The 26,875-nt window shown below is 71.3% G+C and carries 25 protein-coding genes and 2 tRNA genes; 10 read left to right on the top strand and 17 right to left on the bottom strand.

Annotation, left to right across the window (positions count from 1 at the left end; all coding sequences use genetic code 11):
- Window positions 1-47: 47 nt before the first annotated feature.
- The 6 genes from ehuB to ADK64_RS34060 all read left to right on the top strand — a co-directional run bounded on the left by ehuB (window position 48) and on the right by ADK64_RS34060 (window position 4,269).
- Window positions 48-965 carry an ectoine/hydroxyectoine ABC transporter substrate-binding protein EhuB gene (gene ehuB / locus ADK64_RS34085; protein ID WP_053665508.1) on the top strand — a complete coding sequence of 306 codons (918 nt, stop codon included), beginning with the start codon at window positions 48-50 and terminating at the stop codon, window positions 963-965.
- Window positions 962-1,681 carry an ectoine/hydroxyectoine ABC transporter permease subunit EhuC gene (gene ehuC / locus ADK64_RS34080; RefSeq protein ID WP_053665506.1) on the top strand — a complete coding sequence of 240 codons (720 nt, stop codon included), beginning with the start codon at window positions 962-964 and terminating at the stop codon, window positions 1,679-1,681. The genes ehuB and ehuC overlap by 4 nt, the downstream gene beginning before the upstream one ends.
- Complete coding sequence (ehuD, locus tag ADK64_RS34075; protein WP_053665504.1) at window positions 1,678-2,328, top strand: ectoine/hydroxyectoine ABC transporter permease subunit EhuD; 651 nt, start codon at window positions 1,678-1,680, stop codon at window positions 2,326-2,328. The genes ehuC and ehuD overlap by 4 nt, the downstream gene beginning before the upstream one ends.
- The gene (ehuA, locus tag ADK64_RS34070; protein WP_053665502.1) at window positions 2,318-3,127 is read left to right on the top strand and encodes an ectoine/hydroxyectoine ABC transporter ATP-binding protein EhuA; all 810 of its coding nucleotides are present in this window, start codon (window positions 2,318-2,320) and stop codon (window positions 3,125-3,127) included. Before ehuD ends, ehuA begins: the two co-directional genes overlap by 11 nt.
- Before the next feature lie 223 nt (window positions 3,128-3,350).
- Window positions 3,351-4,109: an IclR family transcriptional regulator gene (locus ADK64_RS34065; RefSeq protein ID WP_053665500.1), complete on the top strand. Its 759-nt coding sequence runs from the start codon at window positions 3,351-3,353 to the stop codon at window positions 4,107-4,109.
- Between the two features lie 86 nt (window positions 4,110-4,195).
- Window positions 4,196-4,269 (top strand) — tRNA-Lys (locus ADK64_RS34060).
- On the opposite strand, the gene ADK64_RS42290 is transcribed toward ADK64_RS34060, so the two are convergent.
- The 4 genes from ADK64_RS42290 to ADK64_RS34030 form a co-directional block, all read right to left on the bottom strand.
- Window positions 4,235-5,890, bottom strand: coding sequence for an AMP-binding protein (locus ADK64_RS42290; protein ID WP_078993011.1), 1,656 nt, complete (start codon window positions 5,888-5,890; stop codon window positions 4,235-4,237). The two genes, ADK64_RS34060 and ADK64_RS42290, sit on opposite strands and share 35 nt — an antisense overlap.
- Window positions 5,891-6,053: 163 nt before the next feature.
- Entirely contained in the window at window positions 6,054-6,659 is a 606-nt protein-coding gene (locus tag ADK64_RS34040; protein ID WP_053665492.1) for a lytic polysaccharide monooxygenase auxiliary activity family 9 protein, read from the bottom strand.
- Window positions 6,660-6,784: 125 nt separating this feature from the next.
- Complete coding sequence (locus ADK64_RS34035; RefSeq protein ID WP_053665490.1) at window positions 6,785-7,927, bottom strand: SPFH domain-containing protein; 1,143 nt, start codon at window positions 7,925-7,927, stop codon at window positions 6,785-6,787.
- 170 nt (window positions 7,928-8,097) lie between these two features.
- Window positions 8,098-9,459 carry a peptidoglycan-binding protein gene (locus ADK64_RS34030; RefSeq protein ID WP_053665488.1) on the bottom strand — a complete coding sequence of 454 codons (1,362 nt, stop codon included), beginning with the start codon at window positions 9,457-9,459 and terminating at the stop codon, window positions 8,098-8,100.
- 187 nt (window positions 9,460-9,646) lie between these two features.
- Here ADK64_RS34030 and ADK64_RS34025 point away from each other — a divergent pair.
- From ADK64_RS34025 to ADK64_RS34010, 4 genes are all read left to right on the top strand, one after another.
- Window positions 9,647-9,720, top strand: a tRNA-Lys gene (locus ADK64_RS34025).
- Window positions 9,721-9,897: 177 nt separating this feature from the next.
- Window positions 9,898-10,647, top strand: a complete 750-nt coding sequence (locus ADK64_RS34020) for a FadR/GntR family transcriptional regulator (RefSeq protein ID WP_053665812.1) — start codon at window positions 9,898-9,900, stop codon at window positions 10,645-10,647.
- A 312-nt stretch (window positions 10,648-10,959) separates the two neighbouring features.
- A complete protein-coding gene (locus tag ADK64_RS34015) occupies window positions 10,960-12,894 on the top strand; it encodes a glycosyltransferase family 2 protein (protein WP_053665811.1) in 1,935 nt (644 codons plus the stop codon).
- Window positions 12,891-14,825, top strand: coding sequence for a kelch motif-containing protein (locus ADK64_RS34010; protein WP_053665486.1), 1,935 nt, complete (start codon window positions 12,891-12,893; stop codon window positions 14,823-14,825). Before ADK64_RS34015 ends, ADK64_RS34010 begins: the two co-directional genes overlap by 4 nt.
- Window positions 14,826-14,907: 82 nt before the next feature.
- Here the strand turns inward: ADK64_RS34010 and ADK64_RS34005 are convergent, their stop codons facing one another.
- The 13 genes from ADK64_RS34005 to ADK64_RS48785 form a co-directional block, all read right to left on the bottom strand.
- Window positions 14,908-15,846: a MerR family transcriptional regulator gene (locus ADK64_RS34005; RefSeq protein WP_053665484.1), complete on the bottom strand. Its 939-nt coding sequence runs from the start codon at window positions 15,844-15,846 to the stop codon at window positions 14,908-14,910.
- Window positions 15,847-15,925: 79 nt separating this feature from the next.
- A complete protein-coding gene (locus ADK64_RS34000; protein ID WP_053665482.1) occupies window positions 15,926-16,951 on the bottom strand; it encodes a glycoside hydrolase family 6 protein in 1,026 nt (341 codons plus the stop codon).
- A 93-nt stretch (window positions 16,952-17,044) separates the two neighbouring features.
- On the bottom strand, window positions 17,045-17,704 hold the full coding sequence (locus tag ADK64_RS33995; protein WP_053665480.1) for a class F sortase: 660 nt from the start codon (window positions 17,702-17,704) through the stop codon (window positions 17,045-17,047).
- Window positions 17,705-17,713: 9 nt separating this feature from the next.
- On the bottom strand, window positions 17,714-18,310 hold the full coding sequence (locus ADK64_RS33990) for a hypothetical protein (RefSeq protein WP_053665478.1): 597 nt from the start codon (window positions 18,308-18,310) through the stop codon (window positions 17,714-17,716).
- A gap of 116 nt (window positions 18,311-18,426) precedes the next feature.
- Entirely contained in the window at window positions 18,427-19,206 is a 780-nt protein-coding gene (locus ADK64_RS33985; protein ID WP_053665476.1) for an HAD-IIA family hydrolase, read from the bottom strand.
- A 114-nt stretch (window positions 19,207-19,320) separates the two neighbouring features.
- Window positions 19,321-20,376 carry a 2-aminoethylphosphonate ABC transporter substrate-binding protein gene (locus ADK64_RS33980; protein WP_053665474.1) on the bottom strand — a complete coding sequence of 352 codons (1,056 nt, stop codon included), beginning with the start codon at window positions 20,374-20,376 and terminating at the stop codon, window positions 19,321-19,323.
- A 45-nt stretch (window positions 20,377-20,421) separates the two neighbouring features.
- Entirely contained in the window at window positions 20,422-21,219 is a 798-nt protein-coding gene (locus ADK64_RS33975; RefSeq protein WP_199829783.1) for an ABC transporter permease, read from the bottom strand.
- On the bottom strand, window positions 21,206-22,048 hold the full coding sequence (locus ADK64_RS33970) for a 2-aminoethylphosphonate ABC transporter permease subunit (RefSeq protein ID WP_078993010.1): 843 nt from the start codon (window positions 22,046-22,048) through the stop codon (window positions 21,206-21,208). The genes ADK64_RS33975 and ADK64_RS33970 overlap by 14 nt, the downstream gene beginning before the upstream one ends.
- On the bottom strand, window positions 22,041-23,087 hold the full coding sequence (locus ADK64_RS33965; RefSeq protein ID WP_053665471.1) for an ABC transporter ATP-binding protein: 1,047 nt from the start codon (window positions 23,085-23,087) through the stop codon (window positions 22,041-22,043). Before ADK64_RS33965 ends, ADK64_RS33970 begins: the two co-directional genes overlap by 8 nt.
- Before the next feature lies 1 nt (window position 23,088).
- Window positions 23,089-23,784: an HAD family hydrolase gene (locus ADK64_RS33960; RefSeq protein ID WP_053665469.1), complete on the bottom strand. Its 696-nt coding sequence runs from the start codon at window positions 23,782-23,784 to the stop codon at window positions 23,089-23,091.
- 8 nt (window positions 23,785-23,792) lie between these two features.
- Window positions 23,793-24,878, bottom strand: coding sequence for a TIGR03364 family FAD-dependent oxidoreductase (locus ADK64_RS33955; RefSeq protein ID WP_234384822.1), 1,086 nt, complete (start codon window positions 24,876-24,878; stop codon window positions 23,793-23,795).
- Between the two features lie 202 nt (window positions 24,879-25,080).
- Window positions 25,081-25,836, bottom strand: coding sequence for a GntR family transcriptional regulator (locus ADK64_RS33950; RefSeq protein WP_053665465.1), 756 nt, complete (start codon window positions 25,834-25,836; stop codon window positions 25,081-25,083).
- A 49-nt stretch (window positions 25,837-25,885) separates the two neighbouring features.
- Window positions 25,886-26,860 carry a hypothetical protein gene (locus ADK64_RS48785; protein ID WP_324614474.1) on the bottom strand — a complete coding sequence of 325 codons (975 nt, stop codon included), beginning with the start codon at window positions 26,858-26,860 and terminating at the stop codon, window positions 25,886-25,888.
- Window positions 26,861-26,875: the final 15 nt, after the last annotated feature.

The raw sequence follows: 26,875 nt of genomic DNA, 5'->3' as shown, positions 1-26,875 counted from the left end.
GAAATCCAGGGTGCATAGCCCGGGTGCGCTTGGGTAGCCGCGCCGCCATGGCTCCACCACTTGGGAACGACGTACACACATTCCGGTCGGAACACAGACGCACCCGGCGGTCCGTGCTCGGCGGCCTCGCGGCCCTCGGTGCACTGGGGGCCGCCGGGTGCACACGGGTGGCCTCCGCGTCGGACAAGCCCGGCGGTGACCTGCTGGAACGGCTGCGCGCGCAGGGGGTCGTACGGCTCGGGATCGCCGGGGAGATCCCCTTCGGGTACATCGACAAGGACGGCCATCTCACCGGTGAGGCACCCGAGTTGGCGAAGGCCGTCTTCAAGCGGCTCGGGGTGGACCGGGTGCAGCCGGTGCCCACCGAGTTCGGCTCGTTGATCCCCGGTCTGAACTCGCAGCAGTTCGACGTCGTCGCGGCCGGGATGTACATCAATCCCGAGCGGTGCCAGCAGGTGATCTTCGCGGATCCGGACTACCAGATGCTGGACTCGTTCATCGTGCGCAAGGGCAATCCCAAGGGGCTGCACTCCTACCGGGACGTCGTCGCGAAGAAGGCGAAGTTCGCCATCGGCACCGGGTACGCCGAGATCCAGTACGCCGTCGAGGCGGGGTACAAGGAGAGCGACATCCTGATCGTCCCGGACCAGGTGGCCGGGCTGAACGCCGTGGAGGCCGGGCGTGTCGACGTCTTCGCCGGAACGGCGCTCACCACCCGCGCGGTGGTGAAGAAGTCGGCCAAGGCGGAGGCGACCGAGGCCTTCGCCCCCCTGGTGAAGGGCAAACCGCACGTCGACGGCGGGGGGTTCGCCTTCCGGCCGACCGAGACACGGCTGCGGGACGCCTTCAACACCGAGCTGCACGCGCTGAAGAAGAGCGGGGAGCTGTTCCGGATCCTGCGGCCCTTCGGTTTCACCCGGGCCGAGATGACCGGCCTCACCGCGAAGGAGCTGTGCGGCGGATGACCCCGGGACTGTGGGAACTCGTACTGAAGGGCGTGTGGACCACCGTCCAGCTGCTGGTGTTCAGCGCGCTGCTGGCCGCGGCCGTGTCCTTCGCCGTCGGCATCGCGCGCACCCACCGGCTGTGGATCGTGCGCTTCGTGGCCGGCTTCTACACCGAGGTGTTCCGCGGCACCTCGGCACTGGTGATGATCTTCTGGGTGTACTTCGTGCTGCCGCTGGTCACCGGCTGGCAGCTGGTGCCGATGTGGGCGGGCACGCTGGCGCTCGGGCTGACCTACGGCGCCTACGGCTCGGAGATCGTGCGCGGCGCGCTGAACGCGGTCGACCCGGCGCAGAAGGAGGGCGGGACGGCGCTCAGCTTCACGCCCTGGCAGCGGCTGCGGCTGATCGTGCTGCCGCAGGCGGTGCCGGAGATGATCCCGTCCTTCTGCAATCTGCTGATCGAGCTGCTCAAGGGCACCGCGCTGGTGTCGGTCATGGGCATGGGCGATCTGACGTTCAGCGCGAATCTGGTGCGCCTCGCGTTGCAGCAGAGCGCGCAGATCTACACGTACGTGCTGCTGATCTACTTCGCGATCGCCTTCGTGCTCACGCGGCTGATGCGCGCGCTGGAGATACGGCTGAAGGCCGGGGTCGGCAAGGATCCCGGGACCGAGTGGGCGGCGCGTGAGCTGAAGCGCGCGCAGACGACCGGAGTGGGAGGTGGTGGCGTATGACCTGGGACTGGAACGCCGTGCGGGACTTCATGCCGCAGTTCTGGCACGGGCTGCTGGTCACCCTGCAGATCCTGGCCCTCGGTTCGCTGCTCTCGTTCACGCTCGGCCTGGTGTGGACCCTGCTGATGCGGACGCCGAGCCGGTGGGTGCGCTGGCCCGTCGGGGTGGTCACCGAGTTCGTGCGCAACACCCCGCTGCTGGTCCAGCTGTTCTTCCTGTTCTACGTGCTGCCCGAGTGGGGCCTGACCTTCTCCGCGCTGGCCACCGGCGTCTTCGCGATCGGCCTGCACTACTCGACGTACACGATGCAGGTCTACCGGGCCGGTATCGAGGCGGTGCCCGTCGGCCAGTGGGAGGCCGCGACGGCGCTGAACCTGCCCCGCCGGCGGACCTGGACCGCGGTGATCCTGCCGCAGGCGATCCGCCGGGTGATCCCCGCGCTCGGCAACTACGTGATCGCCATGCTCAAGGACACCCCGTTGCTGATGGTGATCACCGTGCTGGAGATGCTCGGCCGGGCCCGGCTCTTCTCCCAGCAGCACTTCCAGTTCACCGAGCCCCTCACCGTGATCGGTGTGGCCTTCGTCCTCATCTCCTTCCCGGCATCCCTGCTGCTGCGAGCCCTGGAGCGACGCCTTGTCCGTTGAACCCCATACGAACGAAGCCCGTACGAAGTCCCCTGCCACGTCCCCGGTCACCGGCGCCGCGCCGGGCGAGCTGATCCGGCTGGACAAGGTCACCAAGCGCTTCGGCACGAACACCGTCCTCGACCAGCTGGACTTCTCCGTCCAGCCCGGCAGGCACGTGACCCTGATCGGCCCCTCCGGCTCCGGCAAGACCACGATCCTGCGGCTGCTGATGACCCTCACCCAGCCGGACGAGGGCACGATCACGGTCGACGGGCAGCTGCTGTTCCCGGCGCCGGAGAAGCAGGTCCGGGAGGTCCGCAAGAAGATCGGGATGGTGTTCCAGCACTTCAACCTGTTCCCGAACATGACCGTGCTGCGGAACATCACCGAGGCTCCGGTGCAGGTCCTCGGGCTGTCCGCGGACGAGGCCGAGGCGCGCGCCCGGGAGCTGCTGGAGCTGGTGGGGCTGGCCGACAAGTGCGACGCGCGGCCGACCCGGCTGTCCGGCGGGCAGCAGCAGCGGGTGGCGATCGCCCGGGCGCTGGCGATGCGGCCGCGGGTGCTGCTGCTGGACGAGGTGACCTCCGCGCTCGACCCGGAACTGGTCGCGGGCGTCCTCGACCTGCTCAGGGACATCGCGCGCAGCACCGACATCACGATGCTCTGTGTGACCCACGAGATGGGTTTCGCCCGGGACATCTCCGACCAGGTCCTGATGTTCGACGACGGCCGCGTCATCGAGGCGGGCCCGCCGGAGAAGATCTTCAGTGATCCGGAGCAGGACCGCACGAGGGAATTCCTCAGCGCAGTCCTCTGACTACGAGGTGTGAAGACGGGAAGGGGCGAGGTCCAGGCGATGGATGATGCCTTTGGCATATGCCAGCGGGTTTGCCGCGCAGTTGGGAGCGGGCGGCGAACACCACAATCTCGCCAACCCCCTCTCCCCACCGGCCCTTTGCCCGATATCGTGGTACCGATCCGCCGACCGGATTTCGCGGCCAGACAGGCGAGCACTGACAGGCGAGCGCAGGGGGAACACCGTGGCGCTGATGCACGAGCCGACCGCCCCGTACCACTCCGCCCAGGACGCGCTGCGCGTACTGGAGACCGTGGCCCGCCACTCCGCCGGCGTCACCGACACCGAGCTGGCCCGCCGCACCGGCTTCAGCGCCGAGCGGCTCACCGCGCTGCTGCGCATGCTGCGCCGCGAGGGCTACGTCGAGCAGATCACCGACGGGGCGTACGTCACGGGCGACACCCTGCGCCGGCTCACCTCGGCGCACGACCGCGAGCGGGCCCTGCGCGACAAGCTCCAGCACACCCTGGACCGGCTGCGCGACTCGGTCGGCGCGGCGGTCTACATCAGCCGGTACGTCGACGGCGAGGTCAAGGTCACCCAGTACGCGGCGGGCCCGGGCACCCCGGCGGTGAACGAGTGGGTGGACTTCCGCTACTCCGCGCACGCCACCGCCGTCGGCAAGAGCCTGCTGACCCAGCTCGACCACAACGCCCGGCGCGACCACCTCTCCCGGCACAAGATGGCCCGCCTCACCTCGCGGACCATCACCAGTGACAAGCTGCTGCTCTCGCGCCTGGAGTCCCAGCCGCCGACGGTGCCGGTGCTCGACCTCCAGGAGTACGCGGTCGGCACGGTCTGCGCGGCCGTCCCGATCACCGCGGGCTCCTCCGTGGGCTGCCTGGCCCTGTCGCTCCCGGTGGAGCACGCACACCGGCTGAAGCAGGCGGCGGACGCGCTGAACCGCAGCGCGGCACCGGTGCTGCTGTCGCTCACCCTGTAGGCGGTCACGAGCACCCCTCAGGACCAGGTAGTATTTTCTTCGTCGCCAGCCGCGGGAAGAAAATGAACGCGGTCGGCGGGAGTCATGCGCCGCTAGCTCAGTTGGTTAGAGCAGCTGACTCTTAATCAGCGGGTCCGGGGTTCGAGTCCCTGGCGGCGCACAGATGAAGGGCCCTTCGCGGAAGCGAGGGGCCCTTCGGCGTCCTCGCAAGTGAGTCTGCGGTAGCCCGGCTCCCCCGGCGGTCGCCACCACACCGGGTCGGCGCACGCGTACCCCTCCCGCCGGAGCAAGGCCCGGTGGATCTTGTTCGTCGCCGTCACCGGCATCCGCCCGACCACCCGCACGAACCGGGGCGCCATCTTCGTGCCCAGGTCCGGCTGGGCCGCCAGGAACTCCGCGAAGTCCGCGGGATCGAAGGACCCGGCGACCGTCGCCATCACCTGGTCCCCGGTCACCGGGTCCGGCACCCCGTACACGGCGACGGCCGCCGCGCCCGGATACCGGGCGACGATGTTCTCGATCATCGCGGCGGCCAGGTTCTCCCCGTCGACGCGGATACGGTCGTCCGTGCGGCCCGCGAAGTACAGGTAGCCGGCGCCGTCCCGGTAGAAGAGGTCACCGGTCCAGTACGCCCCGCCCCGGCGCCGCTCGGCCTCCGCGGCCGGGTTGCGCCAGTACCCCTCGAAGGGGTTCGGGCCCCGGTTGACCAGCTCTCCTATCGCCTGTTCCCCGTTGAGCAGCCGCCCGGCCGCATCGAGGACGGCCGGCGGGCACTCGCGCTCGGTGGCCGGATCCAGCACCACCAGTCCGGGTGTCGCCGGACCCACCGCACCCGCGGGCGTCCCCGGCGCCCACTGGATCGCCGCCCCGCCCTCGGAGGACCCGTACCCCTCCACCAGCCGCACCCCGAACCGCCGCTCGAAGGCCGCCGCGTCCACCGCGCCGGCCTCCGTGCCGAAGCCCGTGCGCAGCGGATTGTCCCGGTCGTCGGCGCGCTCCTCGGTGGCGAGGACGTACTGGACGGCCCGGCCGACATAGGTGAAGTAGGTCGCGCGGTAGCGGCGCACGTCGGCGAGGAACCCGGACGCCGAGAAGCGCCGGCGCAGCGCCACCCCGGCCCCGGCCGCCAGCGCGGGCGCCCAGTCGGCGATCACCGCGTTGCCGTGGAACATCGGCATGCAGATGTAGTGCACGTCGTCCGCGCGGACCCCGAACTGCCGGACCAGGGCCTGCCCGGCCGCCGCCAGCCGCCCCTGGGAGCAGATCGCGGCCTTGGGGGCGCCGGTCGAGCCGGAGGTGAAGTACAGCAGCATCCGGTCGGCCGGGGTGGCCCGCGAGGGATCGGGTACGGCGTCGGCGTAGGGGGCGAGGAGGGCCGCGTACTCCTCGTCGTCCGTCACGAGAAGGCGCACACCGGGCAGCTCCAGGCCCGCCAGCAGCGGCAGCCGGGCCCGCTCGGTGACCAGCACCGGGCACTCGGTGTGCAGGATGTCGCGGGCCAGTTCGGGGCCCCGGCGCGTGGGGTTGATCCCGGCGACGGCCGCGCCGGCGAGGGCGGCGGCGCCGAGCCACAGCGGGAACTCCTCGGTGTTGTCGAGGAGCACCCCGACATGCCGTACGGCGTCCGGGGGCAGCAGGTCGGCCAGCAGGGCGGCCCGGGCGGCGGCGCCCGCGGCCACCTCGTGCAGCGTCAGCAGCCGTTCCTCGCACCACAGCCCCGGCCGGTGGTCACCCCACCGCGCCGCGACCAGCTCGGCGACCGTGCGTGTCGTCAGCCCCATGACCGCGCAAGATAACTGACATTGCGTCAGATGTGGAGGGTCACGGCATCGGGGTCCGGCTGGTCCGCCGGGCGCGGCGGACCAGCCGGAAGGCGGCGCACCCGGCGCCCCGGGCGCCCGGCCTACGGGGAACCCCGGCTTCCGTGCCGTACCGGCGCGCTGCTCAGAACGTGACGTCCGAGCAGGCGTAGAACGCGTTGCCCGTGTCGGCGATCGTCCACACCGCGAGGATGACGTGGTGCCCGCTCAGGCCGGAGGGCAGGGTGCCGCTGTGGCTGAGGGTGGCCGGCGGGCGCTGGCCGTTGTACGGCACCGTCAGGAACGGGGTGGTGTCGAGGTCCGAGCGGGACAGGGCGTGGTTCTGGTCCCAGCCCTGTTTGGTGACGTAGTACTTGAAGTCCGTCGTGGCGTGCATGGCGGTGAACTGCCAGCGGAAGGTGTACGTCTGGCCGCCCGTCACCTTGGTGGTGGGCCAGGCCCCGCCGGACGGCGTGGTCGGTGAGCTGAGCTGGGCGAACCGGCTCAGGCCACCGTTGCAGATCTGGCCGTCGGCGGGTCCCGCGGCCGGGAAGCCCTTGGGACCCTCGACGCTCTGCGGCTCGTACTGGATGTCACCGCAGCCCGTCACCGTGCCGTTGGCGCAGAGTTTCTGCCTGCTGACGGGGAGGTCGGTGTAGCCGTGCCCGCTGGCGCCGCCGGTGGAGAGCGCGAACGCGCCGGCGGTCACCACCCCGAGCACGACCGCGGACAACTTGGTCTTGGTGCGCATGCTGCCGCTCCTCGAGAACGTGGGGAGTTCAGTGAGCCGTGCAGGTAGGTCTAGACCAAGTCCCAGATTATTGCCGCGAGTTGACTGTGTCCATACAAACGCGTGCCGTCCCGGTCCCGGGGCGGCTACGCCGGCTCCGCGCGCCCCGAGCAGAAGGCGACCGTCAGGTCCCGCACCAGCACCTTGCGCTCGTAGTCGTCGAGGTCGACCAGGCCGCGCACGGTCAGCCGGGTCACCGTGTCCTCGACCGAGTCCACCACCGAAGTGACCATGCCGGCCCGCTGCCGGGCGTCCAGCTGGGCGATCCGGCGCCGGTGCATCGCGGGGGCGACCTCGGGCGCGTACTCCACCCGGACCGGCTGCACCGAGAACACCTCCACCCCGACCGGCGCGGCCTCCGCCGCCACCAGCCGGGTCAGCGCGTCCCCGGCCGCCGTCGGCCCGCCTCGCGTCCCGCCCGTCTGCTCCACCGGCACCCGGGCCAGCGCCGCCTCCACGCACTCGCGCAGATACGTCTCGTGGTCCTCGATGCCGAGCATCGCCCGCGCGGTGTCCCGCACCCGCCACACCACCCGCACCACCACCCGCAGCTCCACCCCGTCGGGATCCGCCGCCGGCATCGCCTCGCTGCGCCAGTGCCGCAGCCGTACGTCCACCCGGCGGCGCAGCAGCAGCGGGTTCACCCAGAGCAGCCCGGTGCGCCGGACCGTTCCCCGGTAGCGGCCGAACAGGTCGAGCACCCAGGCCCGCCCGGTCCGCCCCCGGGCCAGCCCGCCGAAGCCGGCCAGCCCAAGCGCCCCGGCTCCCGCGTACGCCGCCCACTGCGCCGGACCAAGGGCCGCGCCGGCGGACGCGGGCAGCCTGAGCGCCGCCGTCACGAACGGCGGGAGCAGCCCCGCCCACCAGGAGGTCGCCACGCATCCGGTGACCCCGCACGCTCCGGCGAGCACCCCGGCCGCCCCCGGCAGCACCCGCGCCGGGCGCTCGGCCAGCTCCGGGTCGACCTCCGGCAGGGGCCGGCCGCGCACCGGTGCCGTACGCCTGGTGCGCGGCTGTTCGCCGGTGCCCTGCCGGCGGCCCACCACGGCGGGTTTGAGCGGCACCTTCACCGGGTTCACCGGGTCGGGGCCGTCACGGAAGAGCAGATGGACGGGGATCTCGGTGGTCGCCTCGTTCTGGATCAGCCGGGCCGGACGGCTGCCCGGCCCCATGGCGGCCTCCTCCAGTTCCTCGGATTCGGGTGGTGTGTGTGACGTGGTCGTATGCATGCGTGCCTCCAGCCTCCGCGCCAGGTGCGCCACGAACAGGGGGTCGAGCAGGGGGAGGGGACAGGGGACGAGAAGGGGGCGAGAACGGGACGGGTGAGGGACGGGCGGGGGTGGGGCCGGACTGCGGGGGACGGGCAGCCGGCCCGGGGAGGGATGGAAGGACGGGGACGTCAGAGGTCGGCAACGCGCTCCGGGGCCGCCTGCGCGAACAGCCGGCGCCAGGTCTCCGGGCCCGGGTAGCCGTCCGCCGCGCCGCCCCGCCAGCCCTGGGCGCGCTGGAAGGCCGCCACGGCACGGCGGTCCGCGTCGCTCCAACGCCGGCCGGGACCCTCGGGATAGAGGCCGCCGAACCCTTTCTCCACCAGCCGGCGGCCCAGTTGCAGGACGTGCGCGTTCTCCGCGCCCGGCAGGAACTGGTCCCGGCCCGGATAGCCGGACACCCCGTGCGCGGCGGGCCGGCTCCGGCCGGCGGCGCCCGGTGCGATGTCCTTGCCCTTGCCGGTGACGAGCAGGTTCCAGGTGCGCGGGCCGGGCAGCCCGTCGGCGGCGGCACCGGTCCAGCCCTGGGCCAACTGGAAGGCGCGGGTGGCCCGCCGGTCGGACTCGCTCCAGGCCGGGCCGGGACCCTGGGGGTAGAAGGAGCGGGCGCCCCGGGCCGTCAGCAGCCGGCCGAGCATGCTGACGTACTCGTTGCGGGCGCCCGGACCGAAGTGGGCGGCGCCCGGGTAGGCGGCGCCCCGGTAGGCGACCGCCTTGGCGCCGGCCGACTGCGTGCCCGCCGTGGCGGGGGCGACGCCCTTGTAGCGGTAGGGGACGTACTTGTCGGTGTTGCTCCAGTAGGGATAGGGCGTGCTCTGGCTGCGCGTTTGCGGGGGCGTCTGCTCGTAGACCGTGTAGTAGGTGTGCGTGTAGTCGGTCCAGCCGCCGAAGATCACGACGTGCGAGCCCTTCTCCGGGTTGTCGGGGTTGTGGTACAGCAGGATGTCGCCGGGCTCCAGCTCCTCCTTGGTGATCTTCACGCCGTACTGGTCGAGACTGCCGGTCCACTCGTTGCCGGCCAGGCTCCAGGCCATGGAGACATAGCCCGAGCAGTCCTGCCGGTAGCCGTCGGACCAGTAGCTGTCCATGCTGTACGGCACCTTTGCGGCCACCCAGATCTTGGCCCGGTTGATGATCTCGGCGCGGGTGGTGGTGGGGGTCCGGACGGCGCCGGGCTTGGCCGCCGGCCTGCCGCCCAGGCCGGACCTGGCGCCCTGCGGGGTCTCGGGCCCGCCGTCCCCGGGGACGTGGGGACGGTGCAGGGCGGGTCGGCCGGTGGTCAGGGCGGCGGCCGGGGCGGCCGCGCCGAGGACGGCGGACGCGGCGGCCACGACGGCGAGACCGCATACGGCCGGATGGACGCCGGGGCGGCCGGGCAGCAGGCGGAGGCGGGAAGCCACCCGGCCCGCCCGGCCCACTGGTCGCGCGTGAGCGCAGCCTGGGCAGTCACAGTCGCTCCCGGGGTCGAATTCGCCGAACACCGGAACAGTCATGCGATCTGCCTCACATTCGATGGAGGTTTGTCCGCGAGTGTGCACGTTGGTCAGTTTCCCAACTGTCGCCCCGACTGCCACTTTGACGGTCCGAATGATGTACACGGCCCTCCCCCGGGAGCCTCCGGCCACCTGGAGGTGGTCGAAGCCACCCCTCCAGGTCAGGTAGAGTTATCTCTGTCAGCAGGCGCCGCTAGCTCAGTTGGTTAGAGCAGCTGACTCTTAATCAGCGGGTCCGGGGTTCGAGTCCCTGGCGGCGCACGATGACGATGGCGAGCCACGTCCGCGAGAAACGCGGATTCGGCTCGCCATCTCTGTTACTGCGCGGCTTCGCCGCGCGCAGTGGGGGCTCTGCCGCCCACACCCCCTCGTCCGGAAAGCCCCCCGCACACGCGGGGGGCTTTCCGCATGCCCCGTTTGGCCGGTTACCCTCTGGCCATGGCAGCCCGGGACCTCCAGGAGCGGATCAAGAAGCTGATCGTCGACCGGCGGCTGCCCACGGGCGCCCCGCTGCCCACCGAGCCCGAGCTGATGGAGTACCTCGGGGCGAGCCGGAACTCGGTGCGGGAGGCGCTGAAGGCGCTCCAGGCGATGGGCATCGTGGAGATCCGGCACGGGTTCGGCACCTACGTCGGACCGATGTCGTTCGCGCCGATGATCGAGGGCCTGGCCTTCCGCACCGTCGCGGGGCACTACCGGGGCGAGGACTCCCTGCTGCAACTGCTGGAGCTGCGCGAGGCCGTGGAGACGGGGCTCGTGTCGCGGCTGGCCGGACGGCTGCCGGAGTCGGACCTCGTCGAGCTGGACGGGCTCGTGGACCGCATGGACCGTCAGGCCGCCGAGGGGGCGGGCCTCGCCGAGACCGACCGCGCCTTCCACGCCACCCTCTACCGAGGGTTGGACAACGTCCTGCTGAGCGAGGTGCTGGAGGCGTTCTGGGACGCCTTCCACCGGGTGCAGCGGGATCTGGTGGACGTGCCGCAGGACCCCCGGGTCACCTGCCACCAGCACCGGGAGATCCTGGACGCGGTCCGGTCCGGGGACTCGCTGCGGGCGGAGCGGGCCATAAGGGACCACTTCGGCAACATCCGCGTCCGCCTCGCCACCACCGGCGCACCCCGTCCTCCGAAGTCCACCGGCGCACCCCATCCTCCCGAGTCCCACCCGCGCCGCAATGAACGGGTTTGACCGGTAAACACCACGTTTCGCGTCTTGCGATCATGCGGAGCGCCGTAGAACCCTGGATGTCCAAGCTGACGCCGATTGGCGGCAGTTGGGGGGAAGAATCCGGTTGCTGACCGACGGGGAGTAGGACCCGTCATGAATCGGTGCCGAGGGGGGCATCATGCAACCGGAAGGTCGCGGTCCTGTGTCCGAGGCGTGGGGGAGACGCGGGGGCCGCGCGCCTGCCACCGATTCCGTGCGCGCGGGCCGAGGGGGGCCTGCCGGGCGGAAAGGACCGACACAACACGCGGTGACCTGCGTGTGGGGGGAATGCTCATGACGTCGACGCCGCCGGGCGCCGGGCAGAGCCACGCTCACGACGACCCGTCACAGACCACACGGCTCAGGGCGGTCGGCCACCGGACGGGCCAGTTCCGCCGGATACGGACGAGCCTGCCGAGATACGACTACGAGCACTACAGCCGGCTCGCGGGCCCGCTCACCCAGCCCGACCCGACCGAGCCGTACACCGTGCAGTACCGCTCGCTGCTGTCGCAGGAACCGCATCGCATACGTGCCGCGCTCATGCTGGGCGCCGCTCCGGTCCTCTCTCTGGTCCTGCTGTTCTGGCTGCTGCGTCCGGAGCACTGGACCCACCGCGACTACCCCGCCTACGACTTTCTGCCGGCGCTCGACACCGTCATGCTCGTCTCGATCGGCCTGATCGAGTTCTTCCGCTGCATGAACGTGCTGTCCAACGCGCACGCCACGCTGGTCGCCCGCGACCCGGTCCCGGTGGTCCCGCAGAACGGGACCCGCGTCGCCTTCCTCACCTCCTTCGTGCCCGGCAAGGAGCCGCTGGCGATGGTGACGAAGACCCTTCAGGCGGCGGTGCGGCTGCGGCACCGGGGCCTGCTGCACGTGTGGCTGCTGGACGAGGGCGACGACCCGGCCGTCAAGCAGGTCTGCGCCCGGCTCGGCGTGCACCACTTCACCCGCAAGGGCGTCGAGAAGTGGAACCGGCCCAGGGGCCCGCACCGCGCGAGGACCAAGCACGGCAACTACAACGCCTGGCTGGAGGCGCACGGCGACGCGTACGACTTCTTCGCCTCCGTCGACACCGACCACGTCCCGCTGCCCAACTACCTGGAGCGGATGCTCGGTTACTTCCGCGACCCGGACGTCGGCTTCGTCATCGGCCCGCAGGTCTACGGCAACTACGACACGTTCGTCACCAAGGCCGCCGAGTCCCAGCAGTTCCTCTTCCACGCGCTGATCCAGCGCGCCGGCAACCGCTACGGCGCCCCGATGTTCGTCGGCACGTCCAACGCCGTACGGATCAGGGCGCTCAAGCAGATCGGCGGGCTGTACGACTCGATCACCGAGGACATGGCGACCGGCTTCGAGATGCACCGGGCCAGGAACCCCGCGACGGGCCGGAAATGGAAGTCCGTCTACACCCCGGACGTGCTCGCCGTCGGCGAGGGCCCGAACGCCTGGACCGACTTCTTCACCCAGCAGCTGCGCTGGTCCCGGGGCACCTACGAGACGATCCTCAAGCAGTACTGGAAGGGCCTGTTCACGCTCGGGCCGGGCAAGCTCTTCAACTACACGATGATGATCATCTTCTATCCGATGTCCGCCCTCAACTGGATCCTCGCGGCGCTGAGCTGCGCCCTGTTCCTGGGCCTGGGCGCCTCGGGTGTGAACATCGACCCGACCGTGTGGCTGATGCTGTACGGCAACGCCTCGGCGCTCCAGATCGGGCTGTACATCTGGAACCGGCGGCACAACGTCTCCCCGCACGAGCCGGAGGGGTCCGGCGGCGTGGCGGGCATGGTGATGTCCGCCCTGTCCGCGCCCGTCTACGCGCGCTCCCTCATGGACGCCGTACTGCGCCGCAAGAGCAAGTTCGTGGTGACGCCCAAGGGCGAATCGGCCAGCCCCGACACGCTGTTCGGGACCTTCCGGATCCACTGGTTCTTCATCCTGGTCTTCGCCGGCTCGCTCGGCGCCGGCTTCGCGCTCGGGCACTCGCAGCCCGCGATGATCGTCTGGGCGGCGCTCGCGCTGCTGATCACCGCCTCACCGATCTTCGCCTGGCGGTACACGCTGCGGCAGGAGAGGCGCAGGCCGGTGGCGGCCGCCGAACCGCAGGACGCGGTGCCCGCCGGGTACACCGCGCGGCGGCCCGCCTGGGCCGGTCCGGCCGAGGACCACGAACAGACCATGCAGATCGCTCTCGGCGGACCGGGGGGACGTAAGGAATGAAGCAGCAGGCCGGCCGTCGTCGCGCCCGTCGCCTCGCGATAGGCACGGCGGTGGTACTCGCCCTGGCCGGGATGGACGGGCCGTGGGTCTACCGCTTCGGCACCGAGCAGTACCACCAGTACAAGATCAACAGACCCGAGTACAAGGCCGCGAACGGCCACTGGGACATCATCGAGTTCCCCAAGGAGTACCGCCAGGACACCATCCACGCGTCCCTGCTGCGTACCGGGAAGATCCTGATGATCGCGGGCTCGGGCAACAACCAGGACAACTTCGACGCCAAGAGGTTCGACACCCGGATCTGGGACCCGGTCAAGGGCACGATCAAGAAGGTGCCCACCCCGGCCGACCTCTTCTGCACGGGTCACACCCAGCTCGGCAACGGCGACATCCTGATCGCCGGCGGCACCAAGCGGTACGAGAAGCTCAAGGGCGACGTCAAGAAGGCGGGCGGCGTCATGATCCTCTACAACGAGAACCCGGACAAGCCGATGACGCTGCCGGCGGGCACCCGGTTCACCGGCAAGCAGAACGGCAGGACGTTCGTCTCCCAGGACCCGGTCCTCGTCCCGCGCGCGACGAAGGTCTTCGACCGGACCGGCAAGTGGCTGCGGAACAACCCGGGTTACGGCCGGGTCTACGTCGAGGCCCCGCGCGCAGGCACCGAGTACGAGACCGGCACCCAGGACAACTACCGGATCCAGGGCCTGGCCGGCGCCGACGCGCGCAACACGTACGGCATCGCGCAGAAGCTCGCCCTCGACAAGAAGGACTTCGAGGGGATCAAGAACGCCTACGAGTTCGACCCGGTCGCCGAGCGGTACATCAAGGTCGACCCGATGAACGAGGCCCGCTGGTATCCGACGCTCACGACGCTGTCGGACGGGAGGATCCTCAGCGTCTCGGGTCTGGACGACATCGGTCAGCTGGTGCCGGGCAAGAACGAGATCTTCGACCCGGCGACGAAGAAGTGGACGTACACGCAGAAGACCCGGCAGTTCCCGACCTATCCGGCGCTGTTCCTGATGCAGAACGGAAAGGTCTTCTACTCGGGGGCGAACGCGGGGTACGGGCCGGACGACGTCGGCCGGGATCCCGGGATCTGGGACGTGGACACCAACCGGTTCACGAAGCTGCCCGGACTCGGCGACCCGGACATGATGGAGACCTCCGCGACCGTGCTGCTGCCGCCGGCGCAGGACGAGAGGTTCATGGTGGTCGGGGGCGGCGGTGTCGGGGAGTCGAAGCTGTCCAGCAGGAAGACCCGGCTCATCGGTCTGAAGGCCAGGGATCCCCGGTTCGTGGACGGGCCCGGGCTGGAGAAGGGCACTCGCTATCCGCAGACCTCGATCCTGCCCGACGACACGGTCCTGGTGTCCGGCGGCTCGCAGGACTACCGGGGGCGCGGCGACTCCAACATCCTCCAGGCGCGGCTGTACCACCCCGACAGCAACAGCTTCACGCGGGTCGCCGATCCGCTGGTGGGGCGCAACTACCACTCCGGGTCGATCCTGCTGCCGGACGGGCGGGTGATGTTCTTCGGCTCGGACTCGCTGTACGGGGACAAGGCGAACACCAAGCCGGGGACGTTCGAGCAGCGGATCGAGATCTACACCCCGCCGTATCTGTACCGGGACGCACGGCCCTCGCTCGGTGGCGGTCCGCAGACGATCGCCCGTGGCGCTTCGGGGACGTTCACGTCGAAGCAGGCGGCCGCCGTCAGGAAGGCGCGGTTGATGCGGCCGAGTGCTTCGACGCATGTGACGGATGTGGATCAGCGCTCGATCGCGCTGGACTTCAAGGTGTCCGGGGACAGGATCACGGTGACGGTGCCGACGAACCGGAATCTGGTGCCGTCGGGGTGGTACATGCTGTTCGTGGACGATGACCAGGGGACGCCCTCGACCGCGCAATGGGTCCGGGTTCCCTAGTGGCCGGGGCTCGGATCATGTGCCTGAGCAGGGGCGATGCGGACCGTCGGCGCGATGCCGACCGCCGGGCGGACCACGGTGACTACACGTCGCGGTCAGTCCGCAGGGCCGGGACGAGCCAGGAGTGCACCGGGGTCAGGTTCGGCAGCACCTGCCAGCCGTTGACGATCCAGACCAGCCGCCAGTACCGGTCGACCTCGGGATCGTGCGCCTCTTCGAACCGCCGGGCCATCCAGTCCCGGAACTCCTTGTCGGGAGTGCGCTCGAACACCTCGGCGAAGCGCTGGACAAGGTCGTCGACGACGGGTGCGGCCCTGTCGGTGAGCGGGTCGATGCCGGACTCCCTGGCTTCGGTCACCTGCCGCCGGGTGAAGGTCATCAGTTCCTCGCCGGCCTCGCTCTCGAGGGCGGGCGGGTGCCCGGCGGCCTGGCGCACGGCCATCCGGCGCATCCGGGCCCGGAACTCGTCGTCGCCGACCAACTCGGCGAGCTCCACCCAGGCGGCGACCTGTTCGCTGGACGGGTCGTCGGGGAGATCGGGAGTGGCGGCACGGATCATTGCCACGGCGGCAGGGTCGGCGTCGGCCGTGCCGAAGGTGCCCTCCACGAAGTCGTCGATCAGATGGCGACGCTCCTGGGCGGACAACTGCGTGAGCCTGTGCATGAGCTTGGTCTCCTCGGGATCGGAACCGCGTCCGGCCACGACTCGCAGCACGCTCCGACGCAGTTGCAGCCCCCGGATCTGGACGTCGATGGCGTCGGCGTGCGCAGCGGCGACTTCCGCCACCGAGAGCTCGCGGTCCATGACCCGCTGGATCGTGGCCAGGTCGATGCCCAACTCGCGCAGGGTGCACAGGAGTTCCAGGCGAAGCAGTGCGTCGAGGTCGTAGAGCCGATATCCGGCGGGACTTCGAGTGGTCGGCGCGACCACCCCCGAATCGGAGTAGAACCGGATGGTCCTCACGGACAAGCCGGTCCGGCGGGCCAGCTCCCCGATCGAATAGAGGGTCGTCGCGTCCATGGCCCCTACTCTGCTGTCTCCAGTCACTGGAGACTCAAGGCCGTTCCGCAGCCGGGCTCCGCCCGGGACGCCCGTGCTGTCACTTGCTGTTCTCGGCCAGGGCGAGCGCGTAACTCTCCCACCATTGCCCCGCCTTCGGGCCCCCCTTGCACGTCCCGTCCGACTCCCCCGGGCGCTTGACCCACAGGTAGGCGTCCACCAGGGGGTCGGCCGTCTTCGTCGTCGGGGTCTCTCCCAGGGCCCGGCCCGGCGGGTTGCACCAGCGTTGGGCCGGGTCGCCGGACGTGTAGGGGCCGTTGCCGTTTCTGCTGGTGTCGATGACGAAGTGCCGGCCGCCCACCTTGGCCGAGAGCTGCCTGCCGTAGGCGATGGAGTCCTGGGTGGAGTAGAAGTTGGAGACGTTGACGGAGAAGCCGTCGGCCTGGTCGACGCCGGCCTGCCGGAGGGGCTGGAAGATCTGGTCGGGGTGGCCCCAGCCGGCGTTGCCCGCGTCCAGGTAGACCTTGGTGTTCTTCAGGGACTTGAGCTTGGCGACCGCGCCCTTGAGGAGGTCGTAGCGCTCCTCGTGGAACTGGTCCGGGGTGCAGCCGTCCACGAGGTGGAGTACGGCGTCCGGTTCCAGGATCACGACGGCGGGGCGGTCCTCGATGCCCCGGGCCACGCCGTCGATCCAGGCGCGGTAGGCGTCGCCGTCGGCGGCACCGCCCTGCGAGTACTGGCCGCAGTCGCGGTGCGGGATGTCGTACAGGACGAGCAGGGCCGTGCGGTCGGCGTGCTGGGCGGCCTCGGTGAAGCCGCGGGCCTCCTGCTCCGGGTTCTCCGGGCCGATCCACTCCCCCACCGGCTGCCGGGCGATCTTCCGGATCTGTTCGCTCTCCGATGTCTTGCCGGCCTTGGTGGAGCCGGCGAGCCGGCGGGCCGCGGTGCCGTCCGGGTTCACCCAGAACGGGTCGGCGGACTTGGGCTGTTGGGTGATCGGGCCCCCCGGGTCGGCGTGCTGGTCCGCGCCGCCCCCCGAGGAGCAGCCGGCGAGCAGCAGTGCCGCCCCCAGCACCGCCGCCGCGGACGCCCGCGCGGTCGACCGGGCCCCCCTGCTGTCGTACATGCGATTCCCCCCTGGGCGCACTGGTCCGGGTGCCGCTCCATGCTGGCATATCGGGACGGTTCGCCACGAGGTCGCGTGGTGGGGCGCGCGGGGTCAGTGGGCGGTGCCCGTGAGGTAGGCGGAGACCACCACGTTGGCGGTGTAGCTGCGGGTGACGCGGTCGAAGGTGCCGCCGCAGGTGATCAGCCGGAGTTCGGCGCGGCCGGCCTGGTGGGGGCCGTAGGCCTGGTGGGCGTCGAAGTCGTCGCGGGGCAGTACGCGGACGTCGTCGACGGTGAACTCGGCGACCTTGCCGTCCGAGCGGACCACCCGGACCGTCACGCCCGGCCTGAGCGTGCTGAGCCGGTAGAAGACGGCGCGCCGGGTCTCGGTGTCGACGTGTCCGACCAGCAGGGCGGCGCCCTTCGCGCCGGGCCTGGTGCCGGCGCCGTACCAGCCGACCACCCCCGGCTGATCGAAGGGGGGCGGGTCGACGGCGCCCTCGGCGTCCAGGCCGCGGGCCACCACCGGTGCCCGCACACCGAGCCGGGGGATGTCGACGCGCTGGGGCAGTGCGTCTCCGAGCGGTGCGGCCGGGCGGGGCAGGGCGGCGCCGGCGACGAACACGTCACCGGTGTCCGGGCTGTCGGTGTGGTGCGGTACGCCCGTGATCTCTCGCCCCCACAGCCACAGCCCGAGCAGCAGCAGTGCCCAGGCCAGGACGGTGACCAGCCGGCCGGTTCCGGTGGTGGCGGGCCCGTGGTCGTCGGTCATGCCGGCCCGTCAGCGGGTGTGACGGCTGTTACGGCCCCGGTGGGCGCGCAGCCCGACGGCGAGCGCGGCGATGCCGGCGAGCCCGAGGCCGGTCACCGCCTGGGCGGCGCCGGGCCCGGACTCGCTGGTGGCCACGGTGGCGAAGTGCGTGGCGGTGCCGCCGCCGCCCGCGTGGACGGGGGCGACGGGCGAGGCGGCGTCGGTGGGCGGCCGGACGGGCCCGTCGGCCTGCCCCGTCCCCCGACCGGCCCCTGCGCCCCGGCCGGCCACCCTGATCGTCCCGGTGACGACGTGATCGGCGCAGATGACCTTCACGTCGTAGGCGCCCGGCGCGAGGGAGGAGCGGACGCGGGTGTCGCCGGACAGGGCGTCCCGGTTGCCGGTCAGCCGGGCGTCGGCGACGAACGCGGTCGAGACGGCGGTGCCCTCGGGTCCGGAGCAGCCGACGGCCCGTACCGCCACGTCGGTACCGGGTGCCGGGGAGGCAGGGGTCACGGAGACCGTGCCGGCGTCGGAGAACGAAGCGCCGTCGGCCGCGTGGGCAGACGGCGTGAGCGCGGTGACGGCCAGGATTCCGGTACAGACAGTGAGGCGAAGTGAGCCCATCGTGAACCTCCAGTTATCTGGAGGCTCCCCCGCACCGGGCGCCCCCGCATCCTCGGAAGGCGCCCGATTGCTCCATACGGGTGAGCCGGGGTTTGGGAACCCCGGCCGATCCGGTCTCAGACGAGGTCGACCAGGTCCGCGATGGAGTCGACGACCTGCGAGGGCCGGAAGGGGTGCTGGTCGACGTCGGCCGGCTGGGTGACCCCGCTGAGCACCAGGAACGTGCGCATCCCGGCCTCCAGTCCCGCGAGGACGTCGGTGTCCATGCGGTCGCCGATCATCGCGGAGGTCTCGGAGTGGGCGCCGATGGCGTTCAGGCCGGCCCGCATCATCAGCGGGTTGGGCTTGCCGACGAAGTACGGCTTCTTTCCGGTCGCGGCGGTGATCAGGGCGGCGACCGAGCCGGTGGCGGGCAGGTCGCCCTCGGTGGAGGGGCCGACGTTGTCGGGGTTGGTGGCGATGAACCGGGCACCGTCGTTGATCAGCCGGACGGCCTTGGTCAGGGCCTCGAAGGAGTAGGTGCGGGTCTCGCCGAGGATCACGAAGTCGGGCTCGTGGTCGGTGAGGATGTAGCCGATGTCGTGCAGCGCGGTGGTCAGACCGGCCTCGCCGATGACGTAGGCGCTGCCGCCGGGCCGCTGGTCGTCGAGGAACTGGGCGGTGGCCAGGGCGGAGGTCCAGATGTTCTCCTCCGGCACGTCCAGGCCCATCCGCCGCAGCCGGGCGTGCAGGTCGCGGGCGGTGTAGATGGAGTTGTTGGTGAGCACCAGGAAGGGCCGCCCGGACTCGCGCAGCCTCTTCAGGAAGGCGTCGGCGCCGGGGATCGGAACGCCCTCGTGGATCAGGACACCGTCCATGTCGGTGAGCCACGACTCGATCGGCTTGCGGTCTGCCATGTTGTGCGTCTCCTGGCGTACGTACGGTCAAGAAAGCTGGGGGCGCCGGAACCACGGCGTACCGACGCCCCCAGCCTAGTCAGAGTGGCCTGATCCTGACCCCGGTCGTCCAGGTCAGCTGCCGGTGGCCGACTTCCAGTCCTCGACGTAGGAGGTGAGGTTCTTGTTGATGTCGTTCCAGTCGGGCTCGAAGAAGTCCACACCGTCCATGATCTTGGTGAGGGCGATGGCGTTGGCATCGGTGGCCTTGACGTCCTGGCGGGCGCTGAAGCCGCCGCCGATCTCGCTGACCTCCTGCTGCTGCTTCTGAGCGAGCATGAAGTCGAGCAGCTTCTTGCCGTTCTCGCTGTGCGGGGCCTTGGTGACGAGGCCGGCCGCGTAGGGCAGGGCGAAGGTGGTGGGCTTGCCCTTCTGGTCGGCCGGGAACCAGATGCCCAGGTTCGGCATGGTCTTGGACTGGGCGTAGTTCATCTGCACATCGCCGTTGGCGACGAGCAGTTCGCCCTTGTCGACCTTGGGGGCGAGCTTGCCGGTGGAGGCGGACGGGCCGACGTTGTTGGCCTGGAGCTTCTTCAGGTAGGCGAGGGCCTGCTCCTTGCCGCCCAGGTCGTGCATCGCCTTGATCAGCACGGCGGTGCCGTCACCGGCGACGCCCGGGGTGGAGTACTGGAGCTTGTTCTTGTACTTGGCGTCGAGCAGCTCGTCCCAGGTCTTGGGGGCCTGCTTCAGCTCCTTCCTGTTGTAGACGAAGCCGAAGTAGTTGTTGACGACCGAGATCCAGCTGCCGTCCATGGCCTTGTCGGCGCCGCTGACCTGGTCGGAGTCCTTCACCTCGTACTTCTGCAGCAGGCCCTTGGCGTCGGCCTGCTGGATGAAGGGCGGCAGGGTGACCAGCACGTCGGCCTGCGGGTTGCTCTTCTCGCGGACGGCGCGCTGCACCACCTCGCCGGAGCCGCCCTCGACGTACTTGACCTTGATGCCGGTCTGCTTGGTGAAGTCCGCGAAGACCCTGTCGTACCAGCCGTCGCCGTTCTCGCCCTTCAGGCCGTCGGCGCTGTAGACGGTGACTTCCTTCGCGTCGGAGGCGGAGGAGGAGCCGCCGCAGGCGGCCAGCGCGGGGGTGGCGAGGAGAGCGAGGGCTACGGCGAGCGTGATGCGGGTTCTGGGCATGGCGAGGCCAACTCCTGGCGTTTTCACGGGGGTTTGAGGAGGGGGTCAGCGGTACGACGCCCGGGTGCGGACCCGGGAGACGACGAACAGGACGAGCAGGGTCGCGGCCATCAGCACCACGGCGACGGCGGAGCCGGTGAACAGGGCACCGCGGTCGGTGGCCGCGTAGATCAGGACGGGCAACGGGGTCCAGTCGGGCGGATAGAGCATCATCGTGGCGCTCAGCTCGCCCATGGACAGGGCGAAGCAGAGGCCGGCGGCGGCGGTCAGCGAGGGCAGCAGCAGGGGCAGCCGTACCCGCCACAGCACATAGGAGGGCCGGGCGCCGAGGGAGGCGGCGGCCTGTTCGTAGGCCGGGTCGAGGCGGGTGATCGCCGCCGACACGGACTGGTGGGCGAAGGCCGTGACCAGCACGGTGTGCGCGAGGATCACGATCCACCGGGTGCCGTTGAGCAGCATCGGCGGCTTGGAGAACGCCACCAGGACCGACAGTCCGACGACGACCGACGGCACGGCGACCGGCAGCACGAACAGCGCGTCCATGACCCGCCGGTACCGCTTCTTCAGGGCCGCCGCGGCCAGTGCGGCCCAGGTGCCGACGGTCAGCGCGAGCAGGCTGGCGGCGGTGGCCGTGAGCAGGCTGGTGGTGAGCGCCTGGAGGGCCTCGCCCCGGGTGGCGGAACGGTAGTTGGCGGTGGTCAGGCCCGAGGGCAGGACGCCGGACCAGTGGGTGGCGAAGGAGGCACCGAGGACGACGAGGAGGGGAAGGGCGAACAGCGGCACGAAGAGCAGCAGGAACACCGCCCACACGGCCCACTTGGCCCCCCGGCTATGCACCAGCACGACGGCTCACCACCCGGTAGAGGCCGTACAGCCCCACGGAGATCAGGACATTGACGACGGCGACCACACACGCGCCCGGATAGTCGGACTCCAGGATCGCCTTGCCGTAGACGAGCATCGGCAGGGTGGTGACCCCCTTCGCGCCCGTGAAGAGCACGATGCCGAACTCGTTGAGACAGAGCACGAGGACGAGGCTGCCGCCCGCCGCGAGCGCGGGGAGCGCCTCGGGCAGGATCACCTGCCGCACGATCCGCGGCGCCCGCGCCCCCAGCGAACTGGCCGCCTCCAGCTGCGCGGTGTCCAGCTGCGAGAAGGCGGCGAGCAGCGGCCGCATCACGAACGGCGTGAAGTAGGTGACCTCCGCCAGCAGCACACCCCACGGCGTGGTCAGGAACTGGAACGACCCGATGATGCCGGTCGTGCCGTAGATGAACAGCAGGGCCAGCGTGATCAGGAAGGACGGGAAGGACAGGTACACGTCGATGAACCGCGCCACCGCCTTCGCCCCGGGAAACGGCACGAACGCGATGACCAGCGCCAGCAGAAACCCGAGGACCAGACATCCGGCGGTCGAGGCCAGCGCCAGCCACACGGTGGTCCACAGCGCGTGCCGGAAGGACTCGGAGGCGAAGACGTCGGCGTAGGGCTGGAGCGAGGTGCCGCCGGAGTCCGGCTGGAAGGACTGCTGGACGACGAGGGCGAGGGGGTAGAGGAAGAAGAGGGCGAGGGCGGCGAGGGGAGGAAGGGCCCACAGCAACGCCCCGGACGTGCGCGGGGAGCCACTCGACCGGCCCCGGACGGCCCGCGCGTTCTGCACGGCCTCAGCCATGACTGACTCCCGCGGGCAGCAACACCGCGTCGTCCGAGGCGAAGTGCAGCGCCACGGAATCCCCGAGACCGGGCGGATTCTTCAGCTCGCGCAGGTCGGCCATCACACTGTGCCCGTCGACCTCGACGTACAGCCGGTGCGTGGCGCCCCGCCACTGGATCTCGGTGACGGTGCCGACGAGCCGGTTGGGGCCTTCCCCGAGCCCGACCAGATGCGGCCGTACACACAGCGTGGCCCGCGCACCCGCGACCGCGTCCGCCGTGTCGACCTTCAGCTCCGTGCCCGCGAAGGAGACACCGCCCGACCCCACGGTCACCGGCACCAGGTTCGCGCCGCCCACGAAGGAGGCGGTGAACTCGTTGGCCGGAAAGCGGTACAGCTCCTTCGGTGTGCCACAGGCCTGGAGCCGCGCCTTGTCCATGACCGCGATCCGGTCGGCCAGGGTCAGTGCCTCGACCTGGTCGTGGGTGACGTAGAGCATCGAGACGTCGGGCAGCTCCCGGTGCAGCCGGGCGAGTTCGGCCAGCATCCCGGAGCGCAGCTGGGCGTCCAGCGCGGACAGCGGCTCGTCCAGGAGCAGTACGTCCGGCCGGATGGCCAGCGCGCGGGCGATGGCGACCCGCTGCTGCTGTCCGCCGGACAGCTCGCGCGGGTGGCGGCGGGCGTAGGCGGCCATGCCGGTCATCTCCAGCGCCTCGGCGACCCGTTGCCGTATCTCGCTCTTGGCCGTCCTGCGTGCCTTGAGTCCGAACGCCACGTTCTCGTCGACCCGCAGGTGCGGGAAGAGCGCGTACTGCTGCACGACCATGCCGATGCCCCGCCGGTACGGCGGCAGGTCCGTCACGTCCCGGCCGCCGAGGAGCACCCGCCCGGACACGGGCCGCACGAACCCGGCGACCGCCCGCAGCGCGGTGGTCTTGCCGGAGCCGGACGGCCCGAGCAGCGCCATGACCTCGCCCGGCTCGACGGTCAGGTCGAGGGAGTCGAGGACGACGTTGCCGCCGTAGGCGACGGTGACGGAGTCGAAGCGGATGCCCATGTCAGTGCGCTCCCGACAGCAGGGCGGGCAGCGCGGCGACGGAGTCGAGGACGTGCGTGGCACCGGCGGCGCGGAACGCCTCGTCGCCGTGGGCCCCGGTGCGCACACCGGCGACCAGCCCGGCCCCGGCGCGTACCCCGCTGAGCACGTCGTACGAGGTGTCGCCGACGACGGCGACCTGCGTCACGTCCTCGGCGGCCTTGGTGCGCAGGAAGGCCTCCAGGACCATGTCCGGGTAGGGCCGCCCGCGCCCGCCGGCGTCGGCTGGGCACAAGGTGAGCGGGACGAGGTCCCGCCAGCCGAGGGCGTCGAGGATGGCGTCCTGGGTGACCCGGGCGAAGCCGGTGGTCAGGACGACGGCACGACCGCTGCCGGCGAGTTCCTCGACGGCGGCGCGGGCGCCGGGGACGGGGGCGATGAGGCCCGCGTCGACCAGCTCGCCGTACGCCTGCTCGAAGACGGTGTTGGCCCGCTGGGCGCGCGCCTCGTCGCCGAACAGATGCCGGAAGACGGAGATCTTGGACTCGCCCATGGTGGCGCGGACGTACGCGAGGTGCTCCGCGTGCTCGGCCGAGCCGGGTTCGACGCCCAGTTCGCAGGCGGCGGCGGCGAAGGCGCGCTCGACGAGACCACCGTCGGCGACGGTGGTGCCGGCCATGTCGAGGACGACGAGACGGATGTCGTGGATGTCGGTCATGGGGGTACTCACCAGCCCAGTTCGTTCGCGGTCGTTTCGGCTATCGCCGGCGAGCAGGTCATGCCGCGCCCGCCGGGCCCGGTGACCAGCCACACGCCGTCGCTCACCTGCTGCCGGTGGACGACCCGGCTCTTGTCGGTGCACTGCGCGTACACGCCCGCCCAGCGGCGGCGGATCTTCGGCAGCGGCCGGCCGAGGAAGGACTCGACGACCTCGGTGAGGTGGTCGTAGGGGTCCTCGACGGTGTCGAAGGCGAAGGGGTGCTCGTATTCGTGGGTGTCGCCGATGGTCAGGCCGCCGTCGGCGCGCTGCACCATGAGCAGCTGCATCTTGTACTCGGCGGCGGTCGCCGGCTGCGGCCGGCCGGCGTTGAGGGCGTCCAGCGCCGGGGAGGCGTAGGCCGGGTAGTAGCGGAAGCTGTCGGCGTCCGCGACCGAGGTGGTGAGCTTCTCGCCCAGCGGGTCGGTCTGCATCATCTGGAGGCGGACGCGGCGCACGGGCAGATCGGGTCCGGCCAGCTCGCGGACGAGCCCGCCGAGCCAGGCACCGGTGCACAGCACGACGGCGTCCGCGTGGTGCACCTCGCCGTGGTCGTCGCGCACGCTCGCCGCGCCGACCACCTCACGCACCTCCCGTCCCGGCAGGAAGGTGTAGTTCGGGGACTTCAGCAGCTCTTCGCGCAGGGCGAGCTGGGCGGTGCGCGGCTCCACGGCGGCGTCGCGCTCGCAGTGGAGGGCGGCGGTGAACTCGCCGCGCAGGGCGGGGTTCAGGGCCCGCGCCTCGCCGGGGGTCAGCAGCTTGTAGCCGCGGGCGGCGGCGTCCGGGCGGGCCACGGCGGCCTCGGCGACGGCGAGTTCGAGATCCCCGCGCACGGGGGTGAGGGATCCGTTGGCCCGGAATCCGAGGCCGGGCACCCGGCCGCCGATCTCCTCCCACAGCTCCCGCGCCCGCAGCGCGGTCTCCAGTTCTTCTCCGCCCGCGCGGCCGCTGACCCAGATCTGTCCGAAGTTGCGCAGCGAGGCGCCGCGCGCCTCCGCCTCACGCTCGATCTGGACGACCTGGTGGCCGCGCTGCACTGCCTGCCAGGCGTGCATGGTGCCCACCACGCCTGCTCCTACGACTGTCACTCTCACGACGGCAACGCTCCTCGGAGTCGGGGAACCGGAAGGGTCCGGCTGACAACGAGAGCGTGAACGACCCATCACGTTTGGGCTAGACCCGTTATCTTCTCGTGACATTTACGAGGGTCCCGATGGGTGGGTTCAGGCCGGAATCGCCTGGTGAGACGGGCGGCGCTCAGCCGGTGAGGTGGGCGGTGAAGGAGAACCGGTCCCCGCGGTACAGGGTGCGTACGCGCTCCAGCGGCAGCCCCTCGGTGTCCCGGGAGAGGCGGTGGATCAGCAGCATGGGCAGGGCGGGCGGGGTGCCGATGAGCAGGGCCTCGCGCGGGGTGGCCAGCACGGTCTCGATGCGCTCGTCGGCGTCGGCGAAGACGATGCCCTGGGCCTTGAGGTAGGAGTAGAAGGAGGAGTCGGGGGCGAAGTCGGTGTCCAGCCGGGGCAGCCGGGCGACGGCGACGTACGTGCTCTCCAGCCCGACCCGCTCGTCGTCGGCGAGCAGCACCCGCTCCAGGTGCCACACGGGCTCGCCCCGGGTGAGCCCGGTCTCGGCGGCGAGCGCGTCCGGGCAGGGGAAACGGTCGAGGGTGACGAGGGTACGGCCGGGAGTACGGCCCTGGCGGCGCACGCCTTCGGTGTAGCTGGCGAGGGACAGCGGCTGGGCGAGCTTGGGCCCGGCCACGACGGTGCCACGCCCCCGGCGTTGCAGCCGCCCCTCCAGCACCAGCTCCCGTACGGCCTGGCGCACGGTCTCCCGCGCGACGTCGTACCGCTCGGCCAGATCACGTTCGGTGGGGATGACGCCGCCCTCCCCCATTTCCTCCAGCAATGCGGCGATCCGCGCCTTCACCGCGTAGTACTTGGGGATGCGCCCGTGCTCGGGAATGCCGGAGCGGACGGGGGCGCCGGGGGCCTGGTCGTTCGGGTAGTCCACCCGGGGATCGTCGCAGACGGCGGCGGCGTCGCGGGTACGGGACCCCGGTTCAGGGCCGTCGGCGGGCCAGCACGAACGCGCCGCCGCCGACCCCGAGCAGGGCGGCGGCAGCGGCGAACAGCCCGTGGGCGAGACCGAGTCCCGTGCGCGCCAACTCCCGTGCCCGCGAGCCGGCTTCCGCCACTTCGGCCACTTCCGCCACTTCCTGGGCGAAGGGGAGGACGGAGGCGGGGAGGGAGGAGGGGAGCGGCGAGGCGGAGGAGGGGAAGGACGAGGCCGAGGTCGGGACACCCGTGGCGGTGCCGGCGCCCGGCGCGGCCTGCGGGCTCCCGGGGGAACGGGGCGGCGCACTCCCGCCCCCCTGCGTGCCCCCGGGCGCCGGCGTGCCCCCGGGCGCCTGCGTGCCCTCGCGTTCCGGCGTGGCCTCGGGTTCCGGCAGCACGACCACCCCGTCCCGCCCCTCCCGTCCGATCCCGAACCGGTACGGGCCGGACTCCCCGACCCACTCCCCGTTCCCGCCCCGGCGCTGGACGACGGCGGCGCTGGCGGTGACCCGCTCGACCACCGCGTCGGAGGTGAGCGAGAGCCTGACCCGGACGCTGACGGTCTTGCCGGGCGGTACGGCGAACCCGTCGAACCCGGCGCCGTCCAGCACCCCGACCAGCTCCTGCTCGTCGGTGCTCTCGAACGACACCGGCCGGGCCCGGGGACCGTCGTAGAAGTCCAGCCGGGGCTGGCCGGGTTGCAACGCGCGCTTGTCGTCGACGAGGACGACGACCGGGTGGATGCCGGTGCAGGTCCGGCGGGTGGTGTTGGTGAGGTCGATGTACCAGGTGCCGTAGCCGCCGCCCGCCACGTACGAGCCGGGACCGCCGCGGATCCGGGTGGCCAGCGGGAAGGCGTGCGCGTCGGCACCGGCGCAGGCGACGGCCGCGTCGGCGTGGGCGGCATCCGGCGACACGGGGACGAGGACGCTGAGGGCGGCTGCGGCGAGGCAGGGGGACAGGGACGTGCACAGTCGCATGAACACATGACCTTG

It is taken from the genome of Streptomyces sp. MMG1121, assembly GCF_001280015.1.
Lineage (GTDB): Bacteria > Actinomycetota > Actinomycetes > Streptomycetales > Streptomycetaceae > Streptomyces.
The sequence above is the reverse complement of the archived record's forward strand: the minus strand, read 5'-3'. Positions and strand labels throughout refer to the sequence as shown.

Bases quoted from the DNA above. Each gene is read 5' to 3' on its own strand.
- ADK64_RS34040 (WP_053665492.1), bottom strand. From the start codon at position 6,659: ATGCGCACCAAGACCAAGTTGTCCGCGGTCGTGCTCGGGGTGGTGACC.
- ADK64_RS33990 (WP_053665478.1), bottom strand. From the start codon at position 18,310: ATGGGCTCACTTCGCCTCACTGTCTGTACCGGAATCCTGGCCGTCACC.
- ADK64_RS34015 (WP_053665811.1), top strand. From the start codon at position 10,960: ATGACGTCGACGCCGCCGGGCGCCGGGCAGAGCCACGCTCACGACGAC.
- ADK64_RS33970 (WP_078993010.1), bottom strand. From the start codon at position 22,048: ATGGCTGAGGCCGTGCAGAACGCGCGGGCCGTCCGGGGCCGGTCGAGT.
- ADK64_RS34035 (WP_053665490.1), bottom strand. From the start codon at position 7,927: ATGCATACGACCACGTCACACACACCACCCGAATCCGAGGAACTGGAG.
- ADK64_RS48785 (WP_324614474.1), bottom strand. From the start codon at position 26,860: ATGCGACTGTGCACGTCCCTGTCCCCCTGCCTCGCCGCAGCCGCCCTC.
- ADK64_RS42290 (WP_078993011.1), bottom strand. From the start codon at position 5,890: ATGGGGCTGACGACACGCACGGTCGCCGAGCTGGTCGCGGCGCGGTGG.
- ehuC (WP_053665506.1), top strand. From the start codon at position 962: ATGACCCCGGGACTGTGGGAACTCGTACTGAAGGGCGTGTGGACCACC.
- ADK64_RS34030 (WP_053665488.1), bottom strand. From the start codon at position 9,459: ATGACTGTTCCGGTGTTCGGCGAATTCGACCCCGGGAGCGACTGTGAC.
- ADK64_RS33960 (WP_053665469.1), bottom strand. From the start codon at position 23,784: ATGACCGACATCCACGACATCCGTCTCGTCGTCCTCGACATGGCCGGC.
- ADK64_RS33980 (WP_053665474.1), bottom strand. From the start codon at position 20,376: ATGCCCAGAACCCGCATCACGCTCGCCGTAGCCCTCGCTCTCCTCGCC.
- ADK64_RS34005 (WP_053665484.1), bottom strand. From the start codon at position 15,846: ATGGACGCGACGACCCTCTATTCGATCGGGGAGCTGGCCCGCCGGACC.
- ADK64_RS34020 (WP_053665812.1), top strand. From the start codon at position 9,898: ATGGCAGCCCGGGACCTCCAGGAGCGGATCAAGAAGCTGATCGTCGAC.
- ADK64_RS33995 (WP_053665480.1), bottom strand. From the start codon at position 17,704: ATGACCGACGACCACGGGCCCGCCACCACCGGAACCGGCCGGCTGGTC.
- ADK64_RS33985 (WP_053665476.1), bottom strand. From the start codon at position 19,206: ATGGCAGACCGCAAGCCGATCGAGTCGTGGCTCACCGACATGGACGGT.
- ADK64_RS34000 (WP_053665482.1), bottom strand. From the start codon at position 16,951: ATGTACGACAGCAGGGGGGCCCGGTCGACCGCGCGGGCGTCCGCGGCG.
- ADK64_RS33955 (WP_234384822.1), bottom strand. From the start codon at position 24,878: ATGCACGCCTGGCAGGCAGTGCAGCGCGGCCACCAGGTCGTCCAGATC.
- ADK64_RS33965 (WP_053665471.1), bottom strand. From the start codon at position 23,087: ATGGGCATCCGCTTCGACTCCGTCACCGTCGCCTACGGCGGCAACGTC.
- ehuB (WP_053665508.1), top strand. From the start codon at position 48: ATGGCTCCACCACTTGGGAACGACGTACACACATTCCGGTCGGAACAC.
- ehuD (WP_053665504.1), top strand. From the start codon at position 1,678: ATGACCTGGGACTGGAACGCCGTGCGGGACTTCATGCCGCAGTTCTGG.
- ADK64_RS34010 (WP_053665486.1), top strand. From the start codon at position 12,891: ATGAAGCAGCAGGCCGGCCGTCGTCGCGCCCGTCGCCTCGCGATAGGC.